This window comes from Thorsellia anophelis DSM 18579 (genome assembly GCF_900111395.1).
GTDB lineage: Bacteria > Pseudomonadota > Gammaproteobacteria > Enterobacterales > Thorselliaceae > Thorsellia > Thorsellia anophelis.
This window is the reverse complement of the sequence record NZ_FOHV01000001.1, coordinates 223,061-245,481: the sequence shown is the minus strand read 5'-3', so window position 1 is coordinate 245,481 and position 22,421 is coordinate 223,061. Positions and strand designations below refer to the sequence as shown.

General features: G+C 36.2%; 19 protein-coding genes. 9 read left to right on the top strand and 10 right to left on the bottom strand.

Annotated elements, in window-relative coordinates:
* Positions 1-84: 84 nt before the first annotated feature.
* The 4 genes from BMW37_RS01085 to BMW37_RS01070 all read right to left on the bottom strand — a co-directional run bounded on the left by BMW37_RS01085 (position 85) and on the right by BMW37_RS01070 (position 3,753).
* Complete coding sequence (locus BMW37_RS01085; RefSeq protein ID WP_093316850.1) at positions 85-1,539, bottom strand: Fic family protein; 1,455 nt, start codon at positions 1,537-1,539, stop codon at positions 85-87.
* Positions 1,532-2,161: a DUF4062 domain-containing protein gene (locus BMW37_RS01080; protein WP_093316847.1), complete on the bottom strand. Its 630-nt coding sequence runs from the start codon at positions 2,159-2,161 to the stop codon at positions 1,532-1,534. The genes BMW37_RS01085 and BMW37_RS01080 overlap by 8 nt, the downstream gene beginning before the upstream one ends.
* A gap of 475 nt (positions 2,162-2,636) precedes the next feature.
* Entirely contained in the window at positions 2,637-2,885 is a 249-nt protein-coding gene (locus BMW37_RS01075; RefSeq protein WP_143047581.1) for a transposase, read from the bottom strand.
* Positions 2,886-3,189: 304 nt separating this feature from the next.
* Positions 3,190-3,753, bottom strand: a complete 564-nt coding sequence (locus BMW37_RS01070) for a hypothetical protein (protein ID WP_093316842.1) — start codon at positions 3,751-3,753, stop codon at positions 3,190-3,192.
* A gap of 748 nt (positions 3,754-4,501) precedes the next feature.
* Here BMW37_RS01070 and BMW37_RS15410 point away from each other — a divergent pair.
* Both BMW37_RS15410 and BMW37_RS15405 read left to right on the top strand, forming a co-directional pair.
* Positions 4,502-4,729, top strand: a complete 228-nt coding sequence (locus BMW37_RS15410; protein ID WP_245710987.1) for a hypothetical protein — start codon at positions 4,502-4,504, stop codon at positions 4,727-4,729.
* Between the two features lie 105 nt (positions 4,730-4,834).
* Complete coding sequence (locus BMW37_RS15405) at positions 4,835-5,050, top strand: hypothetical protein (RefSeq protein ID WP_245710986.1); 216 nt, start codon at positions 4,835-4,837, stop codon at positions 5,048-5,050.
* A gap of 195 nt (positions 5,051-5,245) precedes the next feature.
* Here BMW37_RS15405 and BMW37_RS01060 read toward each other — a convergent pair whose 3' ends face one another.
* Positions 5,246-7,714, bottom strand: a complete 2,469-nt coding sequence (locus tag BMW37_RS01060; protein WP_093316840.1) for an autotransporter outer membrane beta-barrel domain-containing protein — start codon at positions 7,712-7,714, stop codon at positions 5,246-5,248.
* A gap of 442 nt (positions 7,715-8,156) precedes the next feature.
* On the opposite strand from BMW37_RS01060, the gene BMW37_RS15400 reads away from it, so the two are divergent.
* The 3 genes from BMW37_RS15400 (at position 8,157) to BMW37_RS01045 (ending at position 9,786) form a co-directional block, all read left to right on the top strand.
* Positions 8,157-8,363, top strand: coding sequence for a DUF6500 family protein (locus BMW37_RS15400; RefSeq protein WP_093316837.1), 207 nt, complete (start codon positions 8,157-8,159; stop codon positions 8,361-8,363).
* A gap of 734 nt (positions 8,364-9,097) precedes the next feature.
* Positions 9,098-9,283, top strand: a complete 186-nt coding sequence (locus BMW37_RS01050; RefSeq protein WP_093316959.1) for a type II toxin-antitoxin system HicA family toxin — start codon at positions 9,098-9,100, stop codon at positions 9,281-9,283.
* A gap of 86 nt (positions 9,284-9,369) precedes the next feature.
* The gene (locus BMW37_RS01045; RefSeq protein WP_093316835.1) at positions 9,370-9,786 is read left to right on the top strand and encodes a type II toxin-antitoxin system HicB family antitoxin; all 417 of its coding nucleotides are present in this window, start codon (positions 9,370-9,372) and stop codon (positions 9,784-9,786) included.
* Between the two features lie 623 nt (positions 9,787-10,409).
* On the opposite strand, the gene sgrR is transcribed toward BMW37_RS01045, so the two are convergent.
* Entirely contained in the window at positions 10,410-12,122 is a 1,713-nt protein-coding gene (sgrR, locus tag BMW37_RS01040) for an HTH-type transcriptional regulator SgrR (RefSeq protein ID WP_093316832.1), read from the bottom strand.
* 559 nt (positions 12,123-12,681) lie between these two features.
* Here sgrR and BMW37_RS01035 point away from each other — a divergent pair.
* Entirely contained in the window at positions 12,682-13,935 is a 1,254-nt protein-coding gene (locus BMW37_RS01035) for a DUF1479 domain-containing protein (RefSeq protein WP_093316830.1), read from the top strand.
* Between the two features lie 244 nt (positions 13,936-14,179).
* Positions 14,180-15,415, top strand: a complete 1,236-nt coding sequence (locus tag BMW37_RS01030) for an ABC transporter substrate-binding protein (protein ID WP_093316828.1) — start codon at positions 14,180-14,182, stop codon at positions 15,413-15,415.
* 191 nt (positions 15,416-15,606) lie between these two features.
* Here the strand turns inward: BMW37_RS01030 and BMW37_RS01025 are convergent, their stop codons facing one another.
* The 4 genes from BMW37_RS01025 to rpsT form a co-directional block, all read right to left on the bottom strand.
* Positions 15,607-15,900, bottom strand: coding sequence for a hypothetical protein (locus BMW37_RS01025; RefSeq protein ID WP_093316826.1), 294 nt, complete (start codon positions 15,898-15,900; stop codon positions 15,607-15,609).
* A 141-nt stretch (positions 15,901-16,041) separates the two neighbouring features.
* Positions 16,042-16,782, bottom strand: a complete 741-nt coding sequence (gene pflA, locus BMW37_RS01020; protein ID WP_093316823.1) for a pyruvate formate lyase 1-activating protein — start codon at positions 16,780-16,782, stop codon at positions 16,042-16,044.
* 192 nt (positions 16,783-16,974) lie between these two features.
* Positions 16,975-19,254: a formate C-acetyltransferase gene (gene pflB, locus BMW37_RS01015; RefSeq protein ID WP_093316956.1), complete on the bottom strand. Its 2,280-nt coding sequence runs from the start codon at positions 19,252-19,254 to the stop codon at positions 16,975-16,977.
* Between the two features lie 457 nt (positions 19,255-19,711).
* Positions 19,712-19,975: a 30S ribosomal protein S20 gene (gene rpsT / locus BMW37_RS01010; protein ID WP_093316821.1), complete on the bottom strand. Its 264-nt coding sequence runs from the start codon at positions 19,973-19,975 to the stop codon at positions 19,712-19,714.
* 388 nt (positions 19,976-20,363) lie between these two features.
* Between rpsT and mdh the strand changes: the two genes are divergently transcribed.
* Positions 20,364-21,302, top strand: coding sequence for a malate dehydrogenase (gene mdh, locus BMW37_RS01005; protein ID WP_093316819.1), 939 nt, complete (start codon positions 20,364-20,366; stop codon positions 21,300-21,302).
* A gap of 131 nt (positions 21,303-21,433) precedes the next feature.
* On the top strand, positions 21,434-22,246 hold the full coding sequence (gene gloB, locus BMW37_RS01000) for a hydroxyacylglutathione hydrolase (RefSeq protein ID WP_093316816.1): 813 nt from the start codon (positions 21,434-21,436) through the stop codon (positions 22,244-22,246).
* The last annotated feature ends 175 nt before the right edge of the window (positions 22,247-22,421 follow it).

Below are 22,421 nucleotides of genomic sequence, written 5' to 3'. Positions count from 1 at the left end.
GACTGTAGTGGCAAACTACCAAGCAAAGCATAATATTAGAACTTAAGAGGTTGTCAAAACTTGATATTCAAAATAGTTATTCTGTTATTTATTCTTTTTGTCATTTAGTTGCTGCCTGACTTGTAACCCAAGCGGAGTTAATCGATATTTTTGGAGGCTGCTAGTGGGTTTTTCTGGGATGGTCATTTCCACCAACGCTGGTGTTATTCCAAGCGCAGGTTTTAAATAGTGCTTACGGAAGTGCTCAGCGTTTTTCAGCCCCATTAATTTCATTAATTCATCACGGCTATGTTCTTGGCTCATCAAATCGATCATTTTTATTACTTCCGTGGTGACTTCCGTGGTAACTTCCGTGGTGACTTCCGTGGTGACTTCCGTGGCAAAGAGTGTCAAAGTCACTCCTGACATATTATCTGAGTGCCATTTTGGAGAAGGCAGCCCAGCATTTTTACAAGCTTCCTGAATAACTACACTTCCACGACCAAGCTTTTCCATATAGCCTTTGAGGTATAAGATGTGCGCGATATCAGGATTACGCAATACCGAAATATGACCTTGTTCAATTTTAAGTTCATCAATACCTTGTGGAAAAGCTCCCGAATTCCAGATTTTTAACTGTACGGGACTGATCTCAACCTTAACTCCACCTGAAAAGTTGCTGTAATCTCGGTGAGCGAACGCATTCACAATCGCTTCACGTACTGCTTGCTCTGGATACATAGGTAACTCTTCGCGCTGATTATTGCCTGTTCTAAAATGTGCTCGCAATGGCGTATTACGCATAATAAAGGTAATTATCTGTTCGATCACTGTAAACATTGGTCCATCAAAATGCTGTAAATCTTGGTATTCGTCATCAGCCTTATGACGATAACAAACCGCGCGGACGCGTGCTTGCGGATGGCGTTTACCTGGAGAACTGGCAAGTAATACATCAGCGGCATTAGTTAAGCGCCCATACTTGGCCAAAGATAATAATTGCAACTGGTGTAACAATCCTTGTTCTGATTGCAGGATTTCTTTAGGGATGCGCTTAGCGGAAAGTAACTTCTTACAAGCACTAACAGATAAATCCTGTTCATTTAGTTCAGACGAAAACAAACGCTCCCAACGAGTAGGCTCTATTTGCTTACGCATAACCATATCACGAATAGTATCGATATCGGCTTTTTGAACTTGCTCATCTATAAGTGTATAAATATCACTATTAAAGGCATACGGAATATCTTTTCCAGCAGGTACTTCAATAATTAATAGCTGTTTGTTTTCGACTTCCTGTAACTCAACAGAAAACAGTACTGGTGGTTTAATAGATGATTTAAGTTGGCTTTCTAGTTGTTCTCCCACTTGTGTGGCATTGGCAATACCCTTTATTTGTCCTTTATCATCTATACCGCAAAGCAAGTAGCCACCTTTAGTATTTAAAAAGGCGCAGACTTGTGGACCACAGTATTTTAACTCGTCGCTTTCAATATATTTAATAGTTTGATTTTCTCCCAGTGACAGTAAATTTTTCAATTTTTCGACCGTTTTACTCATGAATTACTCCTACCGAAGCGCTAACCTGACTGACATTTTGAAAATGTTCAGTAAGGCGCTGCTCTAGATCTTGATATCGAGAAAATTGAGCGACCACAAAAAGATTTGCGTCATCATCGCGATCGAATTTTTGCACCCAATTGCCTTGGCGATCATCAAGTGGTAATTGTTCCATAGTAGCATCCTCATATAAGTCGACTACCTTAATACTAGAAATTGACGATGCGCCTTTTCGAAGATTCAGCTCTGAGCGCTGTTCTCTGGTTTTATAGCCTAAATCAATCAATAAGCGACGGGCAAACACAACTTGATCGTGCGCCAAAAACCAACGTGGTTTATTAAGTTCAATGGCTTTTTTCATCTCTTTATGGGTAATAGATAAACCCGTCTGGTCAACACCACTGCCGTATTGCGGGGTTATGATACCAATAAACAGGTTACATTTTTCTACTGCTTTTAGGCAGCTTTCAAAAGCGGTTTCGTTAGAGGAGACTGGCACTGTGCCTTTATGCGACATCCAAACTTCATATCCAAAAGCGGTTAGCAGCGAATAGATGCGGTCAAGTAGTTCCTCCACGCCATATACGGTGGATGACACCATTACAGTGAGCTTTTTACTCATAGTTCAAACCTGCCTTTGTTTATATTCTTATTCACAACAAAAATCTCAGTCAACTCATATGTTAGCTTTACTGCATCGCAATTAATGCAACTAGCGTTTGTTATAGAGCAAATCTAATCCTTGATCCAATTTCACTGTAATTGTTTACACATTTGCACAGCGATACTCGTGCTTAGATTAATTTCTAGCATCATTTATTTAATCCACCGATTCAATGCACTTGATTCTAACAGATCACAACATCTCGACAATGCTTTTTAAGCATAAACACAAGTATTTAGTACCAACGTTTACCCTATCACGATTATACTTACTCTCAAATAATGGCACTTAATCGGATATTATTGGATGTATTTTTCGATATACCCCTAATGATACGATATAGAGTTCAATAAACTTGGATATTTTCTAGCGATCCCTAGCTTTTTTTAAAATCAAACCAACCAAGTATGTTGAGCACGGTATGTTATAATCATCATTTTAATTTCATTACCTTATGAAAAAGTTTTAATCCCATTTCATTGTAAATTGCGACAACAAGAAGATTGATATTTGCTTTTTCCCTGACCACAAAAAAACCACCAGATTGGCTTATTTTTTCAAGATAACCGATGTCAAAATAACCCGCATCCATCATCACTAAAGTTTCTTTTAGTCCTTTTTCAGACGGTCTATAACTTTTCTCGCTTTCTTTATCCGCATCAAGCGCAATATAATGGGCCACGCCTTTCACTCAATCCATCTAATTATGCAAAGGGTGTCACTATATCATGGGTACAGTTTCCCTGCGTGCCATGTATGCACCTTTTAAATTCGCACCTGTTACAGTGTAATAATGGCTAGTGCAATATAATGCAAAATGCGGCTTCTTTGATAGTAATCTGGTTGTAATATTATGGAGTTAGGTTGATAGCCTATTAAATGAATTAGTTAGCTAGTGAAAGGCTTTTTCTTGATTCGATTACTTGCCAAAGATGAATTATCATTTAGCAAGTAAGGTATTTGAAAGGTACTAATATCTGATGATATTAGGTTTTACTTGGATTAGCTGTTGATGGTGTCGGCACTAAATCTCTTACACAGGCAGTGTTATAAAGATTGCCAGCATCACTTGTTAGAGCAAAAGTATCAATACGATCAGTAGGAGGATAAATAAGCCCCAATGTTGGGTCAAACTTTAAGCGGCCAACTCCTCTTGACCTACTGTAGCTTATATTTCGTACAACAGCCACCTCGCTAGACCAATAATTCCCAGCTTCCCACCCATTAACGTATTTTGATACATCTCCCCATTCGTTATAGAGAGAGCCATTAACATTTCTGGTAGCATCATTAGGTAAACGGGCTTTAGTCGTATCATTATTGACATATTGTGACCAATGTCCCGGTTGTACAGCTTGGTGACTTGAACCTGGTGAAAGACTTTTAGTATTCGCATGAAATTCCCCTATTGAGGGTAATCGATAACCGCTTCCCTGTGACTTACAAAAGACATCTGGATTATTTGCGGCAGTATTTTGTTGGATTGAATTACCTATACCACCAGGCAATGAAGGTGGGTTCGTAGTGCTAGGCCAAAACTCATTTGGCATTTGTAGTACATAACCATAAGTTTTTGGAGACGCTTTGAGAGAGGGTAAATATAGAATTGTAGAAAAAATAATCGAGGTAGAAACTAGATAAAATAATGGCTTAGTTGCGGTGTTGCGGTGTTGCGGTGTTGAATTTTAACATACTTTCACCTTTAAAATCAATAGTTAATATATAAAGCTTGCATTTAAAATGCAATTGTATACGGACAAACCTTAGTGTTAACTTTAGTTTACATTAAGAAATATTTTATCATATAGCTCTATTTCTATGCAAGTAATTATTAAATGGTAATAAAACGGTGTTATTAACTCAAACCGCGATACCTGATGCTCTCGGTGTGACAAAAGAAGCCGTTTCACAATGGCTTTTGCATAAATCTTTTCCGCACCCTAATAAACTTCTACAATTAGGGAAATTGCAGGATCTCTCCTTTGATGATTTAGTCGTCAGGGATGATCCACACACACCCAAAGTGGCATTCCGAAAAATGCGCGGTACAAACACAACGAATTCCCATATAGAAAAGGCACAATAAATGGGATATTTTCTACGCTACCTTACTCCTTATTTACCATTTTGATAGCTTCGAAATACCGCCAGTACTCAAATCACCAAACAGTGACTATAATTTCCTACGCAATCTTACGACTAAAGCCAGAAAAGATATAAACCTAGGCCCAGCTGTGGGTAAATTTTACTCATCTGATTGACCGATTCAGAGGCTTGCGGGCAGTTATAGTTCCTGTAATGTGGGGAGCGAAACAACGCCATGAAAATGCGGTGTATATCCATCTACCCGATTCGGGTAGTACATGGGGTTACCTTAATTTAAAGACGAATATCCGTGACTTTAAATTTTGGATGACATATGAATTAGATCACTCTCTTTCAGCCACTCTTGAGAGTGATGACGCTGAAAATTTTGCAGATGCTTTTGCTGCGAGTTTACTTTACCCTCATGAGCTTGCAGAATAAGCGTATGAGTCAACAATCTTGTAAACCTCATCAGCGGCTAAAATTACTCATGTTATCTACTTAGTTGATCTGTTAATAATCTCTCCAGGGACAGTTATTGATCAAGTGAATAAATATGCAACGTTTGTTGGAATAGCCCAGACAGCTCTCAATCAATCAGCTTTTTCTGGTACGATAACCAATTTTAATAAGACGTTTAAAGATCTCATCGAAGCCCTGTTTGGCAATACCGAACTTGATGAGCAAGAGATCCCAAACGAGCATGACAATATAGAAAAAAACAAAAAGTGTTTTCAAAACCCCTTTATTCACACTGCTTAGGAAATATTTTAAAGAGAATAAAAAGGGACCGCGTTATGTTCAATCTATGGTGGATATGCCATTTCTAGATGCACAGAGTATTGATGCAGAGTTGACCTGATACCATATTCTAAAATGCTGGTTTAGACTAATTAAAGGTCGTGATTAACTAGTTTACTATCAGCAACATAGCCTTTTTACTTTTGAAACAATTTGTTAGAAAGCGTATTTCAGTTGAATATTTCCACTCACACCTTCTCTTTTTCCTAAATAACCTTTTATTTCAAAATCTAGGTCGAGATTTGGTGCAGTTGTAGGAGTAAAACGAGTACCTAATAATAATGTCCCTGTACTGCCTTGAAGGCTTGGTTCTAAAATATCGTATTCATAGGCTTGCGCACTGGCTTTAGCATCAAACTCATATTCATAGCCAACGCCTGCTTTTAATTGTGTATTTTTGGTATATTGATGATCAACACGAGCATTTAACTGCGCACGATGGGAATTGATATCCTTAAATTTAACCTCATCACCTGCGATAACAACGTTGTCGCCATTCAATTGAGTCCAAAGATATTTACTGGAAACGTCAACTGTATTTTGCTCATCTAATTTAAATTGATAACCTGCTCCCAAATGCATACCATAATAGCCAGTGCTCATCTGGTAATTCGCATATTGTTTAGAGACTAAGTTTTGAATATCTTGCGTGCTGTATGTATTCCAACTTTTACCCAGGCGTAGAGCGCCGTCTAAATACATGCCAGAGTCAAAAGAATAGCGAGTCAATAAGCCCGCACCAGTAAATCGGTTATGTCCATTGGCTTTCACATCTGCCATATTTTCAAAGCTATTATATGTATCATAGCTTCCCCAACCACTTTCAATAAAAATACCCGTCGTTAGGCTTTCATTGCGATAACTTAAGCCACCAGTCAAAATGGCTTCTTTTGAATCAATATGTGAACCGCTATTGTAGCGTGTTAGCCCACCATTGAAGGAGATAAAAGGGGCGATTGTTGAGAGCAAATTTTGTTGTTCAATCACATGATACATATCATTTGCTATGATATCTGAAGCACGTCCAACTAGCATTGCTGTAGAAAGATGCCCTTCCGAAAGAGATTTCAGTTGAGGATTCACTTTTGCAATATTGGTAACGCCACCTGTGTTACCGCCAGAATTGTTATTATTCCCACCAGAATTATTGTTACTGCCACTGGTATTTCCTGAACCACTAGATTCGCCCGATACCACAGTTGCAGTTACTAATTTATTCGTTAAATCAACTTTTGTTTCTATGTCATAAAGCAAAGAAACACCCTGCTGTGCAATACCTTTACTCGTCAGCCCTTCAACCTCTCCTCTCATATCAGTTGATGCACGCATAAGGATAAATTCATCATTTAAGAATAATTGATTACCCGATTTAATACCGACAACTGCAATCTTTGAGGTTTTATCTGTACCACCTAAAGTATTTTCTGCGTTGGTACCAAATTGAATTAAGTCAGCTTGAATCAATGCCTTGTTGGTATTAGCTAATGTAGGATCAATTGTAAAATTGTAGTGCTCAATATTTGCGATACCATAGCTCAAGGTTATTGGAGATGCTGTAAAATTTAATGTATTTCCACTAAAAAGATCATATTTTACAGCAAAATCGAGCCCGTCTGAATAACCACCAAAAATAAAGCTTGAAACTTTAGCTGAATCATTGATATTAATTATATTATTAATCGCGTATTGGTTTGTTTTTCTAGGTTCAAGAGGCTTTGGAGCAATTGGATATATACCAGCGCGTTTAGTAGATAAACCACCAAAAATTGCCTGAGCTTCACTAGTATCATTTAAGGTAACCGTGTTATTGCTAACATTTATCTCTATTTCGCTTGTTATATCATAGTTCGCATCATCAAAGACAGAGCCAACGCCGCCTTGAATCAGATTTGTTACTCTACTATCGTGATTTAATGTAACTGAATTGAATGTGACTAATTGATTACCCACACCGACTGCCGTGGCACCAGAGGCATCTTCGACTTTCGTATTATCATTCAGGATAATACTATTTCCGCTAAGGTTAATTTCTCCACCTGAATTATTCGCAGTTACGCCAGAAGCGATATTCGTTACAGCAAAATTATTCAACACTAACCTATTATTTTCTAATAACATTTTAGCCTTACCCGTTAGGCCACCTCCGGCATAAACCATAAAAGATCTTGCAGCCGCACTATTTTGAGCAAAAGCATTATCATTCATCTCGACATTATTATTTGACAAATTAAAGTCATAATTACCACTCGTTGCTTGAATATCTGCGGCGTAAACTTCGTCTAATATAGATTGGCCAGTTAGCATAAGCCTATTATTATTTAAATCATATTGCCCTGAAGATACTGTTTGACTCGGTATATTAACTCGTGCCGCAGAGATAACTTGATAATCGCTTAGACCGTTAACATTTTCAGCTGACAATACATTATTACTCGTTGTCAGTGTTTCAATAAGATCTAAATCTAAGCGACTTATAGTATCGACACACGTTATTTGCGAACCTTCCTCATCTAAGCCTGACATATCAACATTACAAGCAGCCTGGACTTTAGGAATAAGGCATAATGCACCTGAAATAGTAAAAATAAGTTTCACTGCATTATTGGATTTAAAAATTTTTGGCATGATTATATCCCCTGAAATATAAATATAAATATAAATATAAATATAAATATAAATATAAAATGTAAGATTTTTATACGAACACTAATAGGCTTATTAATAATTATTATTACTGAGTGATAAGTTTTAAAGGCTATAAACTTAATTTCCAGCCTTTAAATTATACACTGAAATACTTACAACACAACAACTTAATTCATTGAAATTTATATAAATTACTAATGTAAATTCCATATGAAATATGATGCAAAGGCAATCACTTGACTTATTTTGTAATAAATTACTCAGTAGATAAATATTAAAAGCCGAATATAAAAATTTGCTTTCTGATAATATATCGGTAGATATTTAAATTCACGCTGTACTGATAATAGAAATCAGTGAGCAGATACGCCCCGCCACTATAGCCTGAAGGTACCGCCAATGAGGCTCTCTCAGAACTAAAATTATCCAAGTTTGTGACCAAAAGATTGCCGCAAAAGGAGAATCAGTTGGTCTTTCTTTTATGCTTTATTTTGCAAACAAAAATGATGACCCAGAATTATTAATGCAAGCAGCAACATGTTGGATTCAAAAGATGAAATTTGACCATTTTGAGAATGTAATAAAAATCAAAACACTTATTGAAATACTAAATAATTCAATAGATTGATCATCTAGCTGGGCAGAGAGCTGACTAGATCATTAATGCACTGATTAAAAATCATTTAATGTTGTAGTAATTGCTTAAACAACTTAGACCGTAACAATGTTTGGGTGATATTGAATACGTGAACAGGCTAGTGAATCGATCTGGGCATGCGTGAAAACAGTCACCTACCGAGATAAAATATCCCCTCTGAAAAGTCCTTCGGTTATAAATTAATTAGCATACAGCCGCTAACTCAGCTCTAACGGAAGGTTAAATTAATTTAGATATGACATGTGAGTAAAAAAACACCAATCAAACAAAATTGCAGGACAAAAAATGCGATGATTAAAAGGTCAAATCTGCACCTAAAAAATGAGGGAGCACTTGTTTCCCTCTCTCAGAACTCAAATCTGTTGTAAGGCTTTACCATCATGGAAAAATTTCATTCTATACTTGAGCCAACTGATTATTGATAAAACAAAATTATGCACTTTTTACTTCCATTGACATCTCGGATTTAAGCCCCGTGAAACAAATCAACAATCCAAAAATAAAATCAAAAAATTTAACTTTTTTCTACTGTATTAATCGTAAGCATGCGTTGTTTTGGTGCAAAACAAGAATAAGAAATAACACATGAATACACATTGCAATTTAACTTAGTGTGTATTCATGTGTATAATGAGACATCTCGTTAAGATAACAGATGCATGTAATTACGTATGATCGAAAAATATCAAGGTGATAAAAGCGCCATGAGTTCTGATGATTTAATCAAAAGGATTCAGCGTGATGGCTGGTTTAAAGTCGCCCATAAAGGTAGTCATGCGCAATTTAAGCATAAAACTAAAAGTGGACGAGTAACTATTCCCCATCCATCAAAAGATCTGCCCTTGAAAACTGTTAATAGTATACTAAAGCAAGCAGGTTTAGCTGAATGATAATTTACCCGGGGAATATCCCTGGGTAAATTACAAAACTTTTAGCTAATGAGGCATAAGAAAATATATAAAATTAGGAGTTAAGCATGTATATCCCTGTTGTCATCCATAAAGATACAAATTCGGATTATGGCGTTACCATACCTGATATTCCTGGTTGTTACTCTGCAGGCACAAGCGTTGCTAGCGCATTAAAAAATGCTAAAGAAGCCATTATTTTTCACATTGAAGGGCTTCTAGAAGATGGGGAACTCCCTAACTTTAAGTTTAGAGAGATCGATGATATTGTCCATCTTGATGAGTACCAGGGCGGTTTTTTTTCGTTAGTTGAGGTTGATCTCAGTGATCTAACAGTTGAAGCTATACGATTCAATGTTAGTTGGCCTAAATACATTCTAGCAACTCTCGACAATTATCTAAAAGAGACACACGAAACACGTTCTGGTTACTTGGCTAAATTAGTGCTTCAAGATTTGCGTAAGAACAGATCAATCTACGAGTAAACTAATTAGGGAGAAAAATATGGCTAAAGGAATAGTAAAGTTATAAAATTTAACATAATTCCCTCTCATGCTCGTATATTAGCAATATGGTGATGTTATCACTGTACGTAAATAGGTAAAAAGTAATCGGTCGGAATCATCTGGTCAAAAATAGTTAAAAAGTAACTAGGCGATTCATTACTGATTTGGTTTCCTTCATGTAAAACTTATTTTTACATGAAGGAAACACACTCAAAACTTCATTCAATCGTTGCTGCTCTGCATTCCTTTATTTTTTTATTTTAATATATCCAATGCGTTAAAATCAGCACTCACTTAATAGTGATATGACATGATTTAATAGTGTAAAAAATAAAGTTGATTGAATTAGATTATGCATATGCTATTTTTCTTGAAAAAAATGACTCTGTAATGTCAATAGTTAACAAAGCTAATTTGAAAGCCCAAAGTTTGAAAAATTAAAACTTATTAATTATCTTTCATACCGGTTACGGTAAACATCTAGTTAAAAAATTCTTCAAAAATAAGATATTGATAAAAGAATTTTAAATCTATTTTCAACACTTAACCCTTAATTTTTAACTCGTTATAAATACATTATTAGGATAGGCTTAATAGGCTATTTATCGATACCAAGCTTTTTTAAAATCAAACCACCCAAGCGTATTGATTTCAGTATTTTGTAGCCCTGGTTGATTATACAAATACAACCAATGGTGAAATAATGGATGTAAATCACATTCGGCCAATAATTTTTCACACCATTTTTCTAATGAAAATACCTCAGCTTTCCAATCTGTTAAACAACTGAATCTTGAATGAGTTGCGAGCTTGAACAAAGGCAATTCATTTAACGTAGCGAAGACAGAAAAAGATAGAGGATGATTGAAACTCAAGCTACCGAGCCAAATATCCGTTACATCTTGTCCTGATTGCCAAATATCATAGTCCACACATTTAATGGTAACACTAATATCAAATTCACTGAGAATACTTTCAATTGCTTCTGCAATGACCGCATACTCAGGTTGATCAGCATAGTATGTGATGGTTAATTTTTTTATTTCATTTGGCTGCTGTATATCTGAGCCATAACAATAGGTTTTATGGTTCCATTGCGGTAATAAAGAATTCGCAATAGCCCAATAATGATCATAATGCGCACACTTACTCAGGATGTTTTCGGAAGATAATACCTGGCAAAGCCAAGATTTGAATGTAATTGATTGCATTGCTGATGAACGATTATCGAAAAGTAAAAAATAACAGCCATCTTCTAATCTCCTTTCAATCAATTCCTCTACAGCGGTATGCCTTAATGGAATAGGCATCGTTGCAATTGGGTTGAGTGATAATACATCCATATCAGCACTAATATACACGCCTGCGTATATTGAGTCATTTGCAAGTTTAGGTAATACCCAAATAGTGATCTCATCTATTAATGACCTATATCCAAAATATTGATCAAAGGCTATTATTTTAAGGTGATTACTTGTATGGCTTTCAACTTTAAATGGTCCAGTACCAATAGGATGGTGTGCAAAATCAGGTAACATTTCCCAATCTAACGGTATAATGAGCGCAGGTACGCTCGAAAGAAGGGCGAGTAAATTAGTATCTACTTCATTTAACAAGATATCAATCACTAAAGGTGCTGGCGAATTGATATCAACTATATGCTGATAAGTCTCTAGTACAAAAAAACGTTTTAGTGAATAAATAATATCCTCTGCGTTCAATAATCTACCATGATGAAAAAATACCCCTGAGCGTAAATAAAATTGCCAATGATAATCAGATATTTTTTGCCAAGAGTGCGCAATATCCCCTGTTATCTGTTGCGTTAATTCATCAAACTGTACGAGCCCACTGAATATTTGTTTAAGGATATGTTTTTCAGAACGTCGATGTGAAGCTTTAGGTACTAGGTCTCGAAACTTCCGATAATAAAGGATATTTAGCATCGCTTTACCCTTTCTAAATCGGTAGCCTAATTGAGAAAAAATCAATTGCTGGACATGTGCTTTATCCCCCAATAAATTAATTGCGTGTTCTAGTTTATTTTCATCAAGTAATTTTTGAGCCTGCTGTTCTTTAATCTCTGTACCAGATAAAAATAAATGTAGTGTTGATTTCTTTGATCTACCAGCAACTGCCTCCCATTTAAGCCAATTTTGTTTCTGCATCGCTAATAGTAAAGAACGTGCATGCCTTGGTGTGCAACACAAAATATCAGCTATTTCCGATAATGTGATTAAACACTGATGCTCATATAAAGTTAAGCCACGCCATAATCTCAAGTATTGATTTTGCAATCTTAGTAATTTCATCATATTGGTATCCAATGCAATCTAATATTATAGATGACAGACTCCATATTTCTACCCCAACCATTTGGGATAGGTAATTACTCCTTTCTACCTGGGCAAAAAAGAGCACTCAGAGGTATGATTGTACATTATGTGCGCAATTTTAACTATTAACGTAATGACATCACCTTATTTTCAATTAACTAATAAATGCAGAAAATAAATCAATAAGCTTTAATTCTTAAACCATTCCACATTAATTATTTTAAATCAAAGCGTTAGAAATAATGATTTATCTAATTGCTAATTTAAGAACAAACTTAAAGCAAAATGAGTGTCATCCTACGGAGAATTATATAAGCATAAAAAGCACATAAATTTAACAAAATAAATATAGAACCTCACTTAACTCAACATCTAATTGTTAAATAATAAAAAAATAATCAAATATTACAATTCATAAAAGAGGAAATTTTTAACAAAAATTTAACTCTTTTTCTTCCTATTTTATTAGCTAATAATAGCAATACTGTTAAAAGAGACTCGTTTGTTAATTTATTTTCTAAATTCAGGAGTGTTCAATATGACTTTACCTAGCCTTGACAATTTACCTCAAGCCATCACTGAGATAAAAAGAAACTTAAGACAGAATTTACCCAACTACCAAAAGGTATTCCTTGAACTACAAGCTAATATAGAAGAGCAAATAAAAGAGATTACATCTGAATTAGAAAATGGGATTAACCCAGTCCCTCAAGTCCATATCAACGAAATCCTCAATAATCAAGTTACCAAAGAGACGATAGAAAAAATTAAGAAACGTGGTTGCTGTGCTATTTTAGGGGTATTTTCAAAAGAAACCGCAACGCGTTGGAATGAAGATATAGGTCATTATCTAGACGCCAATGATTTTTACGAAAAATTAAAACATGCCGCAGAGGATAATTACTTTGGAACATTAGCCTCTAGCAAACCGCAAATATACGGTATCTATTGGTCCGAGGCACAAGTTAAAGCAAGACAAGATGTCAACATGAATGCCGCTCAAGTATTTCTAAATACGTTATGGAAATCCTCAAATGGAACAGAATCCTATTTTGACCCTAATCGTATTGTCAGTTACGCAGATAGGATAAGGAGAAGACCACCAGGCTCAAGTTCCCTAGGACTGTCTCCTCATGTTGATGGTGGTTCGATTGAAAGATGGCTTGATCCAAATTTTAGACATGTGTATCGTCATATTTTTTCAGGTAATTGGAATCAATATGACCCATTTTTAGCTGAAGGGCGTACATTAGTCAAAGAATATCCTTCACCTGCAGTCTGTTCTATGTTTAGAACATTCCAAGGTTGGACTGCACTCTCACCACAGAGAAAACATGCAGGTACACTCAATGTCTTACCCGTAGCTAACGCAATGGCATATATTTTACTAAGAGCAATACAAGATGATGTTCCAGAAGACGAATTGTGTGGAGCTGCTCCCTGCCGTGCGCTCTCAATATCAGAGCAATGGCATTCTCTTTTATTAAAAGGGATGTCGCCTATTCCTGATTTAGAACCTGGAGATTGTGTTTTTTGGCATTGTGATGTGATCCATTCTGTTGAAAATGAACATAATGGGGAATTTGACAGTAATGTTATGTATATTGCATCTGCACCTTGGTGTGAAAAAAATGCGGCCTATTTAGAAGCGCAGCGATTACATTTTCTTGAAGGTAAATCACCACCTGATTTTGCAGCTGATGATTTTGAAGTAGATTTTCAAAACAGAGCCACAGAAGCGACTTTAACACAGTTAGGACGTGAGCAGTTAGGTTTCATAGAAAAGTCATAATAAACTAATAAGCATGATTCATTAAATAGCAACGTATTCAAGGTCTATTATTTTTCCTATAGCATAAATAATAGACACTGAGTTCATGAAGCATAATTTTAAATGCATTCCAATTACAACTGTCATCTTAAATAAATGCAATCTAAATATTTCATAGTAATAGAATTTAAGTTTGTATCAGTGAGCCTAGTCAACAGTTAGATGTTCCGTGTCCATTTTTTTAAAATATATACAGGGGTTTAACATGAAAAAAACTTTATGTGCATTAATAATTTCTTCCTCAATCAGCATTCCTGCTTTTGCTAACGATAGTGTTGAAGTACTTCATTGGTGGACAGCTGGTAGCGAAGCGGCTGCATTGAATGTATTAAAAACAAACTTAGAAAAAGACGGGATCACTTGGAATGATATGCCTGTTGCAGGTGGCGGTGGTGAGGCTGCAATGACAACTGTTAGAACTCGTGTGCTTTCAGGTAATCCCCCTACAGCCGTACAAATGTTAGGGTTTGATATCACAAACTGGGCAGCAGAAGGTGTGCTAGCCGACATTAGCCCAGTTGCTAAAGAAGGTAACTGGGATGCGGTGGTTCCTGCTGCGATTCAAGCTTTTTCAAAATATGAAAATAAATGGATTGCTGCGCCTGTTAATGTTCATTCAACTAACTGGGTATGGGCGAATAAAGCCGTCATGGATAAAGTGGGAATTACTCAAATTCCCGCGACTTGGGATGAATTTATTACTGCAGCTGAAAAAGTGCAAGCCGCCGGTTTGATCGCCCTTGCACATGGTGGTCAGCCTTGGCAAGATGCAACCATATTTGATGGTGTCGCACTTGCAACAGGGGGAGTGGATTACTATAGAAAAGCATTTATCGAGTTAGATCAAGATACCATTAAATCAGATACTACTCGCCAAGTTTTTGCAAGAATGGCACAGCTTCGCAAACTCGTTGATAAAGATTTTTCAGGACGTGATTGGAATGTCGCATCTGGATTAGTTATTAATGAACAAGCTGCATTTCAAATTATGGGGGATTGGGCTAAGGGAGAGTTTATCTCTGCTGGAATGACACCTGATAAAGATTTTTTATGTTTCAGATTACCTGGAACACAAGGAGCTGTGACGTTTAACACCGATCAATTCGCCATGTTTAAGGTTGGGGAAGAATCGGTTAATGCACAAAACAAATTTGCCGCTGCAGTCATGGATCCAAGTTTCCAAATTGCCTTTAACAAAGTCAAGGGTTCAGTTCCAGCTAGAACTGATATTCCCGATACTGAATTTGATGCCTGTGCAAAAAAAGCAATGAAGGACTTATCTGAAGCCAATCAAAATAATACACTTTTAGGTTCTATCGGGCATGGTCATGCAGTTCCACCGTCTATTAAAAATGCATTTTTTGATGTTATTACTCGACATTTTAATGGGCAAATAGATGATAAAACGGCTGTGGAAGAGATGGCTATCGCAGCACAATAGTCAAAAGCTGTTTTAAAACCTATGACTAATTGAAAAAACGAATAGCAGGGCAATAGCAATGTCCTTAATCAAATAAAATAAAAAAACCGATGGAATAATTTGATAACCATCGGTTTTTATTCGTACATCTTCTACAAGGTTTAATAGTGATGCACTACTATATCAAAATATATCATAAAGAACTGGTCAAGTTACTTAGGTATCTCAATAGAACGTTCTTGCATGACTAATGCATACTCTTTGCGCATTCTTCTATTATAGAAAAAGACAACTACACCAAGCCCAGGAAAAAGAACAAATACGACAAGTGAAACAAGTATGATTAGAATGGGGTTAGTATTTTTGTATGCTTTAACCAATCTTTCATCAGTAAAATTAGGTAACTGTTTCATTGTTTTTGAAACCATTAGCCGGTATATGCCATAAAACATTAAACACACAAGTGCAATAATAACAATAAATATCAAAATATCAGTAACTTTCATTTAATCCCCTATTTAAAAATATAAAATAAAATAGCAACTACGAATAGCCATGCTCTCATAGAGATAACGCTCATTATCTCTTTAATGATCTAGCCAAACAATGTTCATGAACAAAACATGACTAGTTTAATTACAAAGCAGTTAATAAACAACGGGTAATCCGTAGCCAGCAATAATATTTTTAAGGCGGTCTAATGTTTCTTTTGAAGGAGGCTTAGTGCTTTCTAAGGGGTAAATTTCCCCCATTGTTGTCCATTTGTGCTTACCTAGTTCGTGATAGGGTAATAACTCTATTTTTTCAATGTTGTACATATTACTGGTAAACTCGCCAAGCAGATGTGCAGACGCATCATCATCTGTCCACCCTGGCACAACCACATATCGTACCCACGTTCTTTTATTTTTTTGAGCGAGATATTTTGCAAACTGAAGAGTTCTTTGATTAGAGACTCCTGCAAGTTGCTGGTGTATTTCATCATTGACTTGTTTAATATCCAGCATAACTAAATCAGTGGCTTCTATCATCTCATCAATGACGATATCGTAATGCCTGACAAATCCATTAGTATCAAGACAAGTGTGTATTCCTTCAGCTTTACAAGCTCTAAACCAATCCCGAATAAATTCGGGCTGTAATACTGCCTCTCCGCCCGTAGCTGTAACCCCTCCCCCGGAGGCATTCATATAAGCACGATAAGTGACAAGTTCTGACATGAGTTCATCCACGGTCACTTCCCTTCCTGAATGCAAATCCCAAGTGTCACGATTATGACAATACATACAGCGCATCAAACACCCTTGAAAAAAGACCACATAACGAATACCTGGGCCATCTAATGTGCCACATGATTCAATTGAATGTACTCGACCTAAAGTAGACATAATCAGACTCCTAAAATATTTATCATCTCTGATTAAAAGTTAAATGAACCATCACATCCTTTGATTTTGAATGACTCTAACATATTTCATCCACTTAGACTGTGATCACACTTCAAAAGAAAGCCTCGCATTGCGAGGCTTTTAAGTTAGATTATCAGTTTATTTGCACTTACCTGTACAAACTTTTTACCTTTACATGGTTGTTGTAAAAGTACGAGTAATCACATCTTGTTGTTGCTCACGAGTCAATGAATTAAATCGCACCGCATAACCTGATACACGAATAGTTAATTGTGGATACAATTCAGGATCATTCATAGCTTCAACTAGCATCTCACGATTTAAGACGTTCACATTAAGATGCTGACCACCTTCAACTTGCGCTGAGTGATGGAAATAACCGTCCATCATGCCTGCAAGATTAGTTTTACGTTCTTCATCTGTTTTGCCTAACGCATTAGGAACAATCGAGAATGTATATGAAATGCCATCTTTTGCATAAGCAAACGGTAATTTAGAAACTGAAGTCAATGAAGCAACTGCACCTTTCTGATCTCTGCCATGCATTGGATTTGCACCTGGTCCAAATGGTGCACCAGCACGACGTCCATCAGGTGTGTTACCCGTTTTTTTACCGTATACAACATTTGATGTAATGGTTAACACTGATTGTGTTGGCACTGCATCACGATAAGTTTTCAATTTCTGAATTTTCTTCATAAAACGTTCAACTAAATCACAAGCAATATCATCGACTAATTTATTATTATTACCAAAGGTCGGGAACTCACCTTCGATTTCAAAATCAATCGCAATACCGTCTTCATCACGAATCGGTTTTACTTTCGCATATTTAATTGCTGACAGTGAGTCTGCTGCAACAGAAAGCCCTGCGATGCCACACGCCATCGTTCTACGGACATCTCTATCATGTAATGCCATTAATGCAGCTTCATAGCTATACTTATCATGCATATAATGGATACTATTAAGCGCAGTAACATATTGCTTAGCTAACCAATCCATAAATCCATCTAAGCGATTCATCACATCATCAAAGTTTAAATACTCATCTTTAATTGGTTCTGCTTTCGGTCCAACTTGGATTTTTAATTTCTCATCCACACCACCGTTTATTGCATAAAGCAGTGTTTTAGCCAAGTTGGCACGTGCACCAAAAAATTGCATATGCTTACCGACCACCATTGGACTCACGCAGCACGCAATCGCATAGTCATCACTATTAAAGTCAGGACGCATTAAATCATCATTTTCATACTGAAGTGATGAAGTATCGATAGAGACTTTTGACGCATATTTTTTGAAATCAATCGGTAATTGCTCTGACCATAAAATCGTCATATTAGGCTCAGGGGAAGGACCCATTGTATAGAGCGTATTTAAGAATCTAAACGTAGTCTTCGTGACCATCGTACGGCCATCTAAGCCCATACCCGCTAATGATTCTGTTGCCCAAATTGGATCGCCAGAGAATAACTCATCATATTCTGGTGTACGCAAGAAACGTACCATACGTAATTTCATTACAAGATGATCAACAAGTTCTTGAGCTTCAATTTCAGTAATTTTACCTTCACGTAAATCACGATCAATAAACACATCTAAAAATGTTGAAACACGACCAAATGACATAGCCGCACCGTTTTGTGATTTTACCGCAGCTAAATATGCAAAATAAGTCCATTGAACGGCTTCTTGTGCAGTCGTCGCAGGTTTTGATATATCAAAACCATGTTTTGCTGCCATTTCTTTCATTTTACCAAGGGCACGATGCTGCTCAGAAATTTCTTCACGTAACTGAATAGTCATATGAAGATCTTCACCTTGCTCAAATTTTTCTTGAAGTGATTTAAATTGTTTGACCTTATCAGCCATTAAGAAATCAATACCGTATAACGCAACGCGGCGGTAGTCACCAATAATGCGCCCACGCCCATAAGCGTCTGGTAAACCAGTTAAAACACCTGATTTACGACAGCTTAAGATATCTGGTGTATAAACATCAAATACACCCTGGTTGTGTGTCTTACGATAATCAGTAAAGATTTTCTTTAATTCAGGATTTAGTTCGCGTCCATAAGCTTTAAATGAACTTTCAATCATCTTAATGCCACCAAATGGCATGATAGCACGCTTTAAAGGAGCATCTGTTTGAAGACCAACTATCTTCTCTAAAGACTGATCGATATAACCAGCATCATGAGAAGTAATAGTCGAGATAATTTCGGTATCAAAATCTAATGGAGAATGAGTACGATTTTCTTCCTTGATTCCTTCCGATACTTTTTCCCATAATTTTGTCGTTGCAGGTGTTGCTCCTGCTAAGAAACTTTCATCCCCTTCATATGGAGTGTAATTTAAGTGGATAAAATCTCGGACATCGACATTTTCTTGCCAATTACCGGCTTTAAAACCACGCCATGCAGTATTTTGCAACTCTTGAATATTCATGCTGTTAGCCATAACTTTTCTCCTAAGTTAATCAATCGGTACAGCCTTTTGGGCTAAAAGCAGAGTACCAAGCCAAATGGTCATACCATTTGACCTAGATCATTAAAACAGCACTAATTAAAATTTAACCACTTTTTCATTGAGAAAGAAAAAAAGCTTGTCCTTAATAAAAATGACACTTAAATTAAAACACATTGATTTTTCAATATTATTTAAAATACGTCACCAAGCAAATTTACAAATCAAATAGTTAATATATAGAGATGAGAAAAAGTTTAGAGTGAAGCATATTATGCTAAGAGTACTACTCTTAAACATACAGGATAGGAAATGTACTAATTAAATTAGGGGAATTTAAAACAAAATATGCAAATAAGCATTAAAAAACTTCAATGCTTATCAAAAAACAAAAAATCCCGTAAAATAACGGGATTCATAGAAGCGCTAAAAAGCTTGATTAAGCCATCGCAGCGATGTGCTTAGTAAGGTTAGCCTTATGACGTGCTGCTTTGTTTTTGTGGATTAAACCACGTGCTGCTTGACGATCTAAGATCGGTTGCATCACAGCAAAAGCAGCTACTGCTTCATCTTTATTATTTGCTTCAATTGCAGCGTAAACTTTTTTGATGTATGTACGCATCATTGAGCGACGGCTAGCATTATGTTGGCGGCGTTTTTCAGATTGAATCGCACGCTTCTTAGCTGATTTGATATTAGCCAAGGTAAACTCCTGAGTATCTTAAATGTAAGTTAATAAAAATGGTTAATTTTCGCGTTTTCACGCAGACAACCAAACAGAAAAAATTAAAGCCTAATAGATGTCAAAAATAAAACTTCAATCCTAAAAATTGAATTGGGTTTTAAAGGGGTAAGAAAATAGCGATTTTAAGCACAAAAGTCAATCTGATTTTATCATTTGGGTAAAAATAGTTGTAATTTTAAGCATAAAATAGAAATAATAATTATTCTTTCAATAAAAAATGAAAATCTGAGAGATAGTGCACTATTCAAAAAAGTAATAAAAGTGTAATGTATTAGTTGCATACTTATTTTTTAACGAATTTGTTACAAACTATATTTCCAATTTAAATTACTTAGGGAGTCATTCAATGAAAGTTGCAGTTCTAGGCGCCGCAGGCGGTATCGGACAAGCGTTAGCACTCTTACTCAAAACTCAGTTACCTGCCGGTTCTGAATTATCTCTTTATGACATTGCACCTGTTACCCCTGGTGTTGCTGTTGACTTAAGCCATATCCCGACACAAGTCAGCATAAAAGGCTTTAGCGGAGAGGATGCGACTCCTGCTTTACAAGGAGCTGATATCGTATTAATTTCAGCTGGTGTGGCACGTAAACCTGGGATGGATCGCTCTGATCTATTTAATATCAACGCAGGAATTGTTCGTAATTTAATTGAACAAGTTGCTAAAACTTGCCCTAATGCATGCATTGCTATCATCACTAACCCTGTCAATACAACAGTGGCGATTGCAGCTGAAGTCTTGAAAAAAGCAGGTGTATATAACAAAAATAAATTATTTGGTATCACAACACTTGATATTATTAGAGCTAATACATTCGTTGCAGAACAACACGGCTTAAATCCTGCAACTGTAAATGTACCGGTTATTGGTGGTCATTCTGGTGTGACAATTTTACCATTACTCTCACAAGTACAGGGAGTTAGCTTTACCAATGAAGCTGTAGAGAATTTAACTAAGCGCATTCAAAATGCAGGAACTGAAGTTGTTGAAGCAAAAGCAGGTGGTGGTTCAGCCACGCTTTCTATGGGTCAGGCAGCAGCAAGATTTGCATTATCTATTATTCGTGCAATGCAAGGCGAGACAAATGTAGTAGAATGTACTTATGTTGAAGGTGATGGACAATATGCTCGATTTTTTGCTCAGCCAGTTCGTCTAGGTAAAAACGGAATTGAAGAACGTTTACCAATTGGCGATTTAAGCCCATTTGAAAAAAATGCCCTAGATAGCATGTTAACTGTGTTAAAAGCTGATATAGAGCTAGGCGAATCATTTATAAACGCTTAGACCTACTATCTATTTTACTCCCATGATGAAATTCAATTGCGTGGGAGTAAAAAATGAAAACTCAAATTGCTTGATATTATCTTCATTACCTTATTTTTCTAATCAATCAGTCTCTAGACAACAATCATATTATGACTACTTTAACCTTAAGCGATCTAAATGTTAGCTATATTAACGATTGGCAACTCACTGCTCTTCCCGTTTTAACCGATAATTATATTTGGCTTTTAACAAAAATGAGCAGCTCAGATAAAGAAACAATTATCGTTGATCCTGGTGTGAGTGAACCTGTCATAAACTATCTAAATCATCACCAATTGACGCCAACAGCTATTATCTTAACTCATCACCATTATGATCATACAGATGGGGTAGAGGCGCTTGTAGAGCATTATAAAGGACTGTTAGTTTATGGACCTGAAGAAACTAGGCACAAAGGCGCTAATCAAATTATAAAGGATCAAGACCAAATCACATTATTAGGCAAGCCATGCAATATAATAGAAACTCCTGGCCATACGCTTGGGCATGTTTGCTATTATTTTGGCGAAATTCTATTTACTGGTGACACACTTTTCTCAGCAGGCTGCGGTCGATTATTTGAAGGAAGTTATCAACAAATGTTTGATTCTTTAAATAAATTAATGGAGTTTCCAGCAAGTACGCTTGTTTGCCCTGCTCATGAATATACTTTATCTAATCTTAAATTTGCAGCTTCAATTTTTAAACATAATCAAGAGATTAAATCTCATATTCAACTCATTGAATCACGTTATCATAGCAAGCAACCAAGTGTTCCCTCAAGCATTGAAATTGAACAACGCATCAACCCGTACTTATTGTGTAAATACATTGATTTAAATGAAATTCCTGTTAAAACTTACAACTATTTCGATACACTTCAACGATTTAGTGAATTACGTAAATTAAAGGACAATTTTTAACCAAAAGGTTGTACTCTGAGCAAAAGGTGGTTATCATCAGCCGCCCGAGCAATAGGTTTGTATAATTTAAATACAACTTAAACTAATAATTCCTGAGAAAGGAAGCGTGCTTTGGGTGTCACTTAATGAGTGATATTAGAAAACTCCCACTTATTGTGAGTGGGATATGTATTAT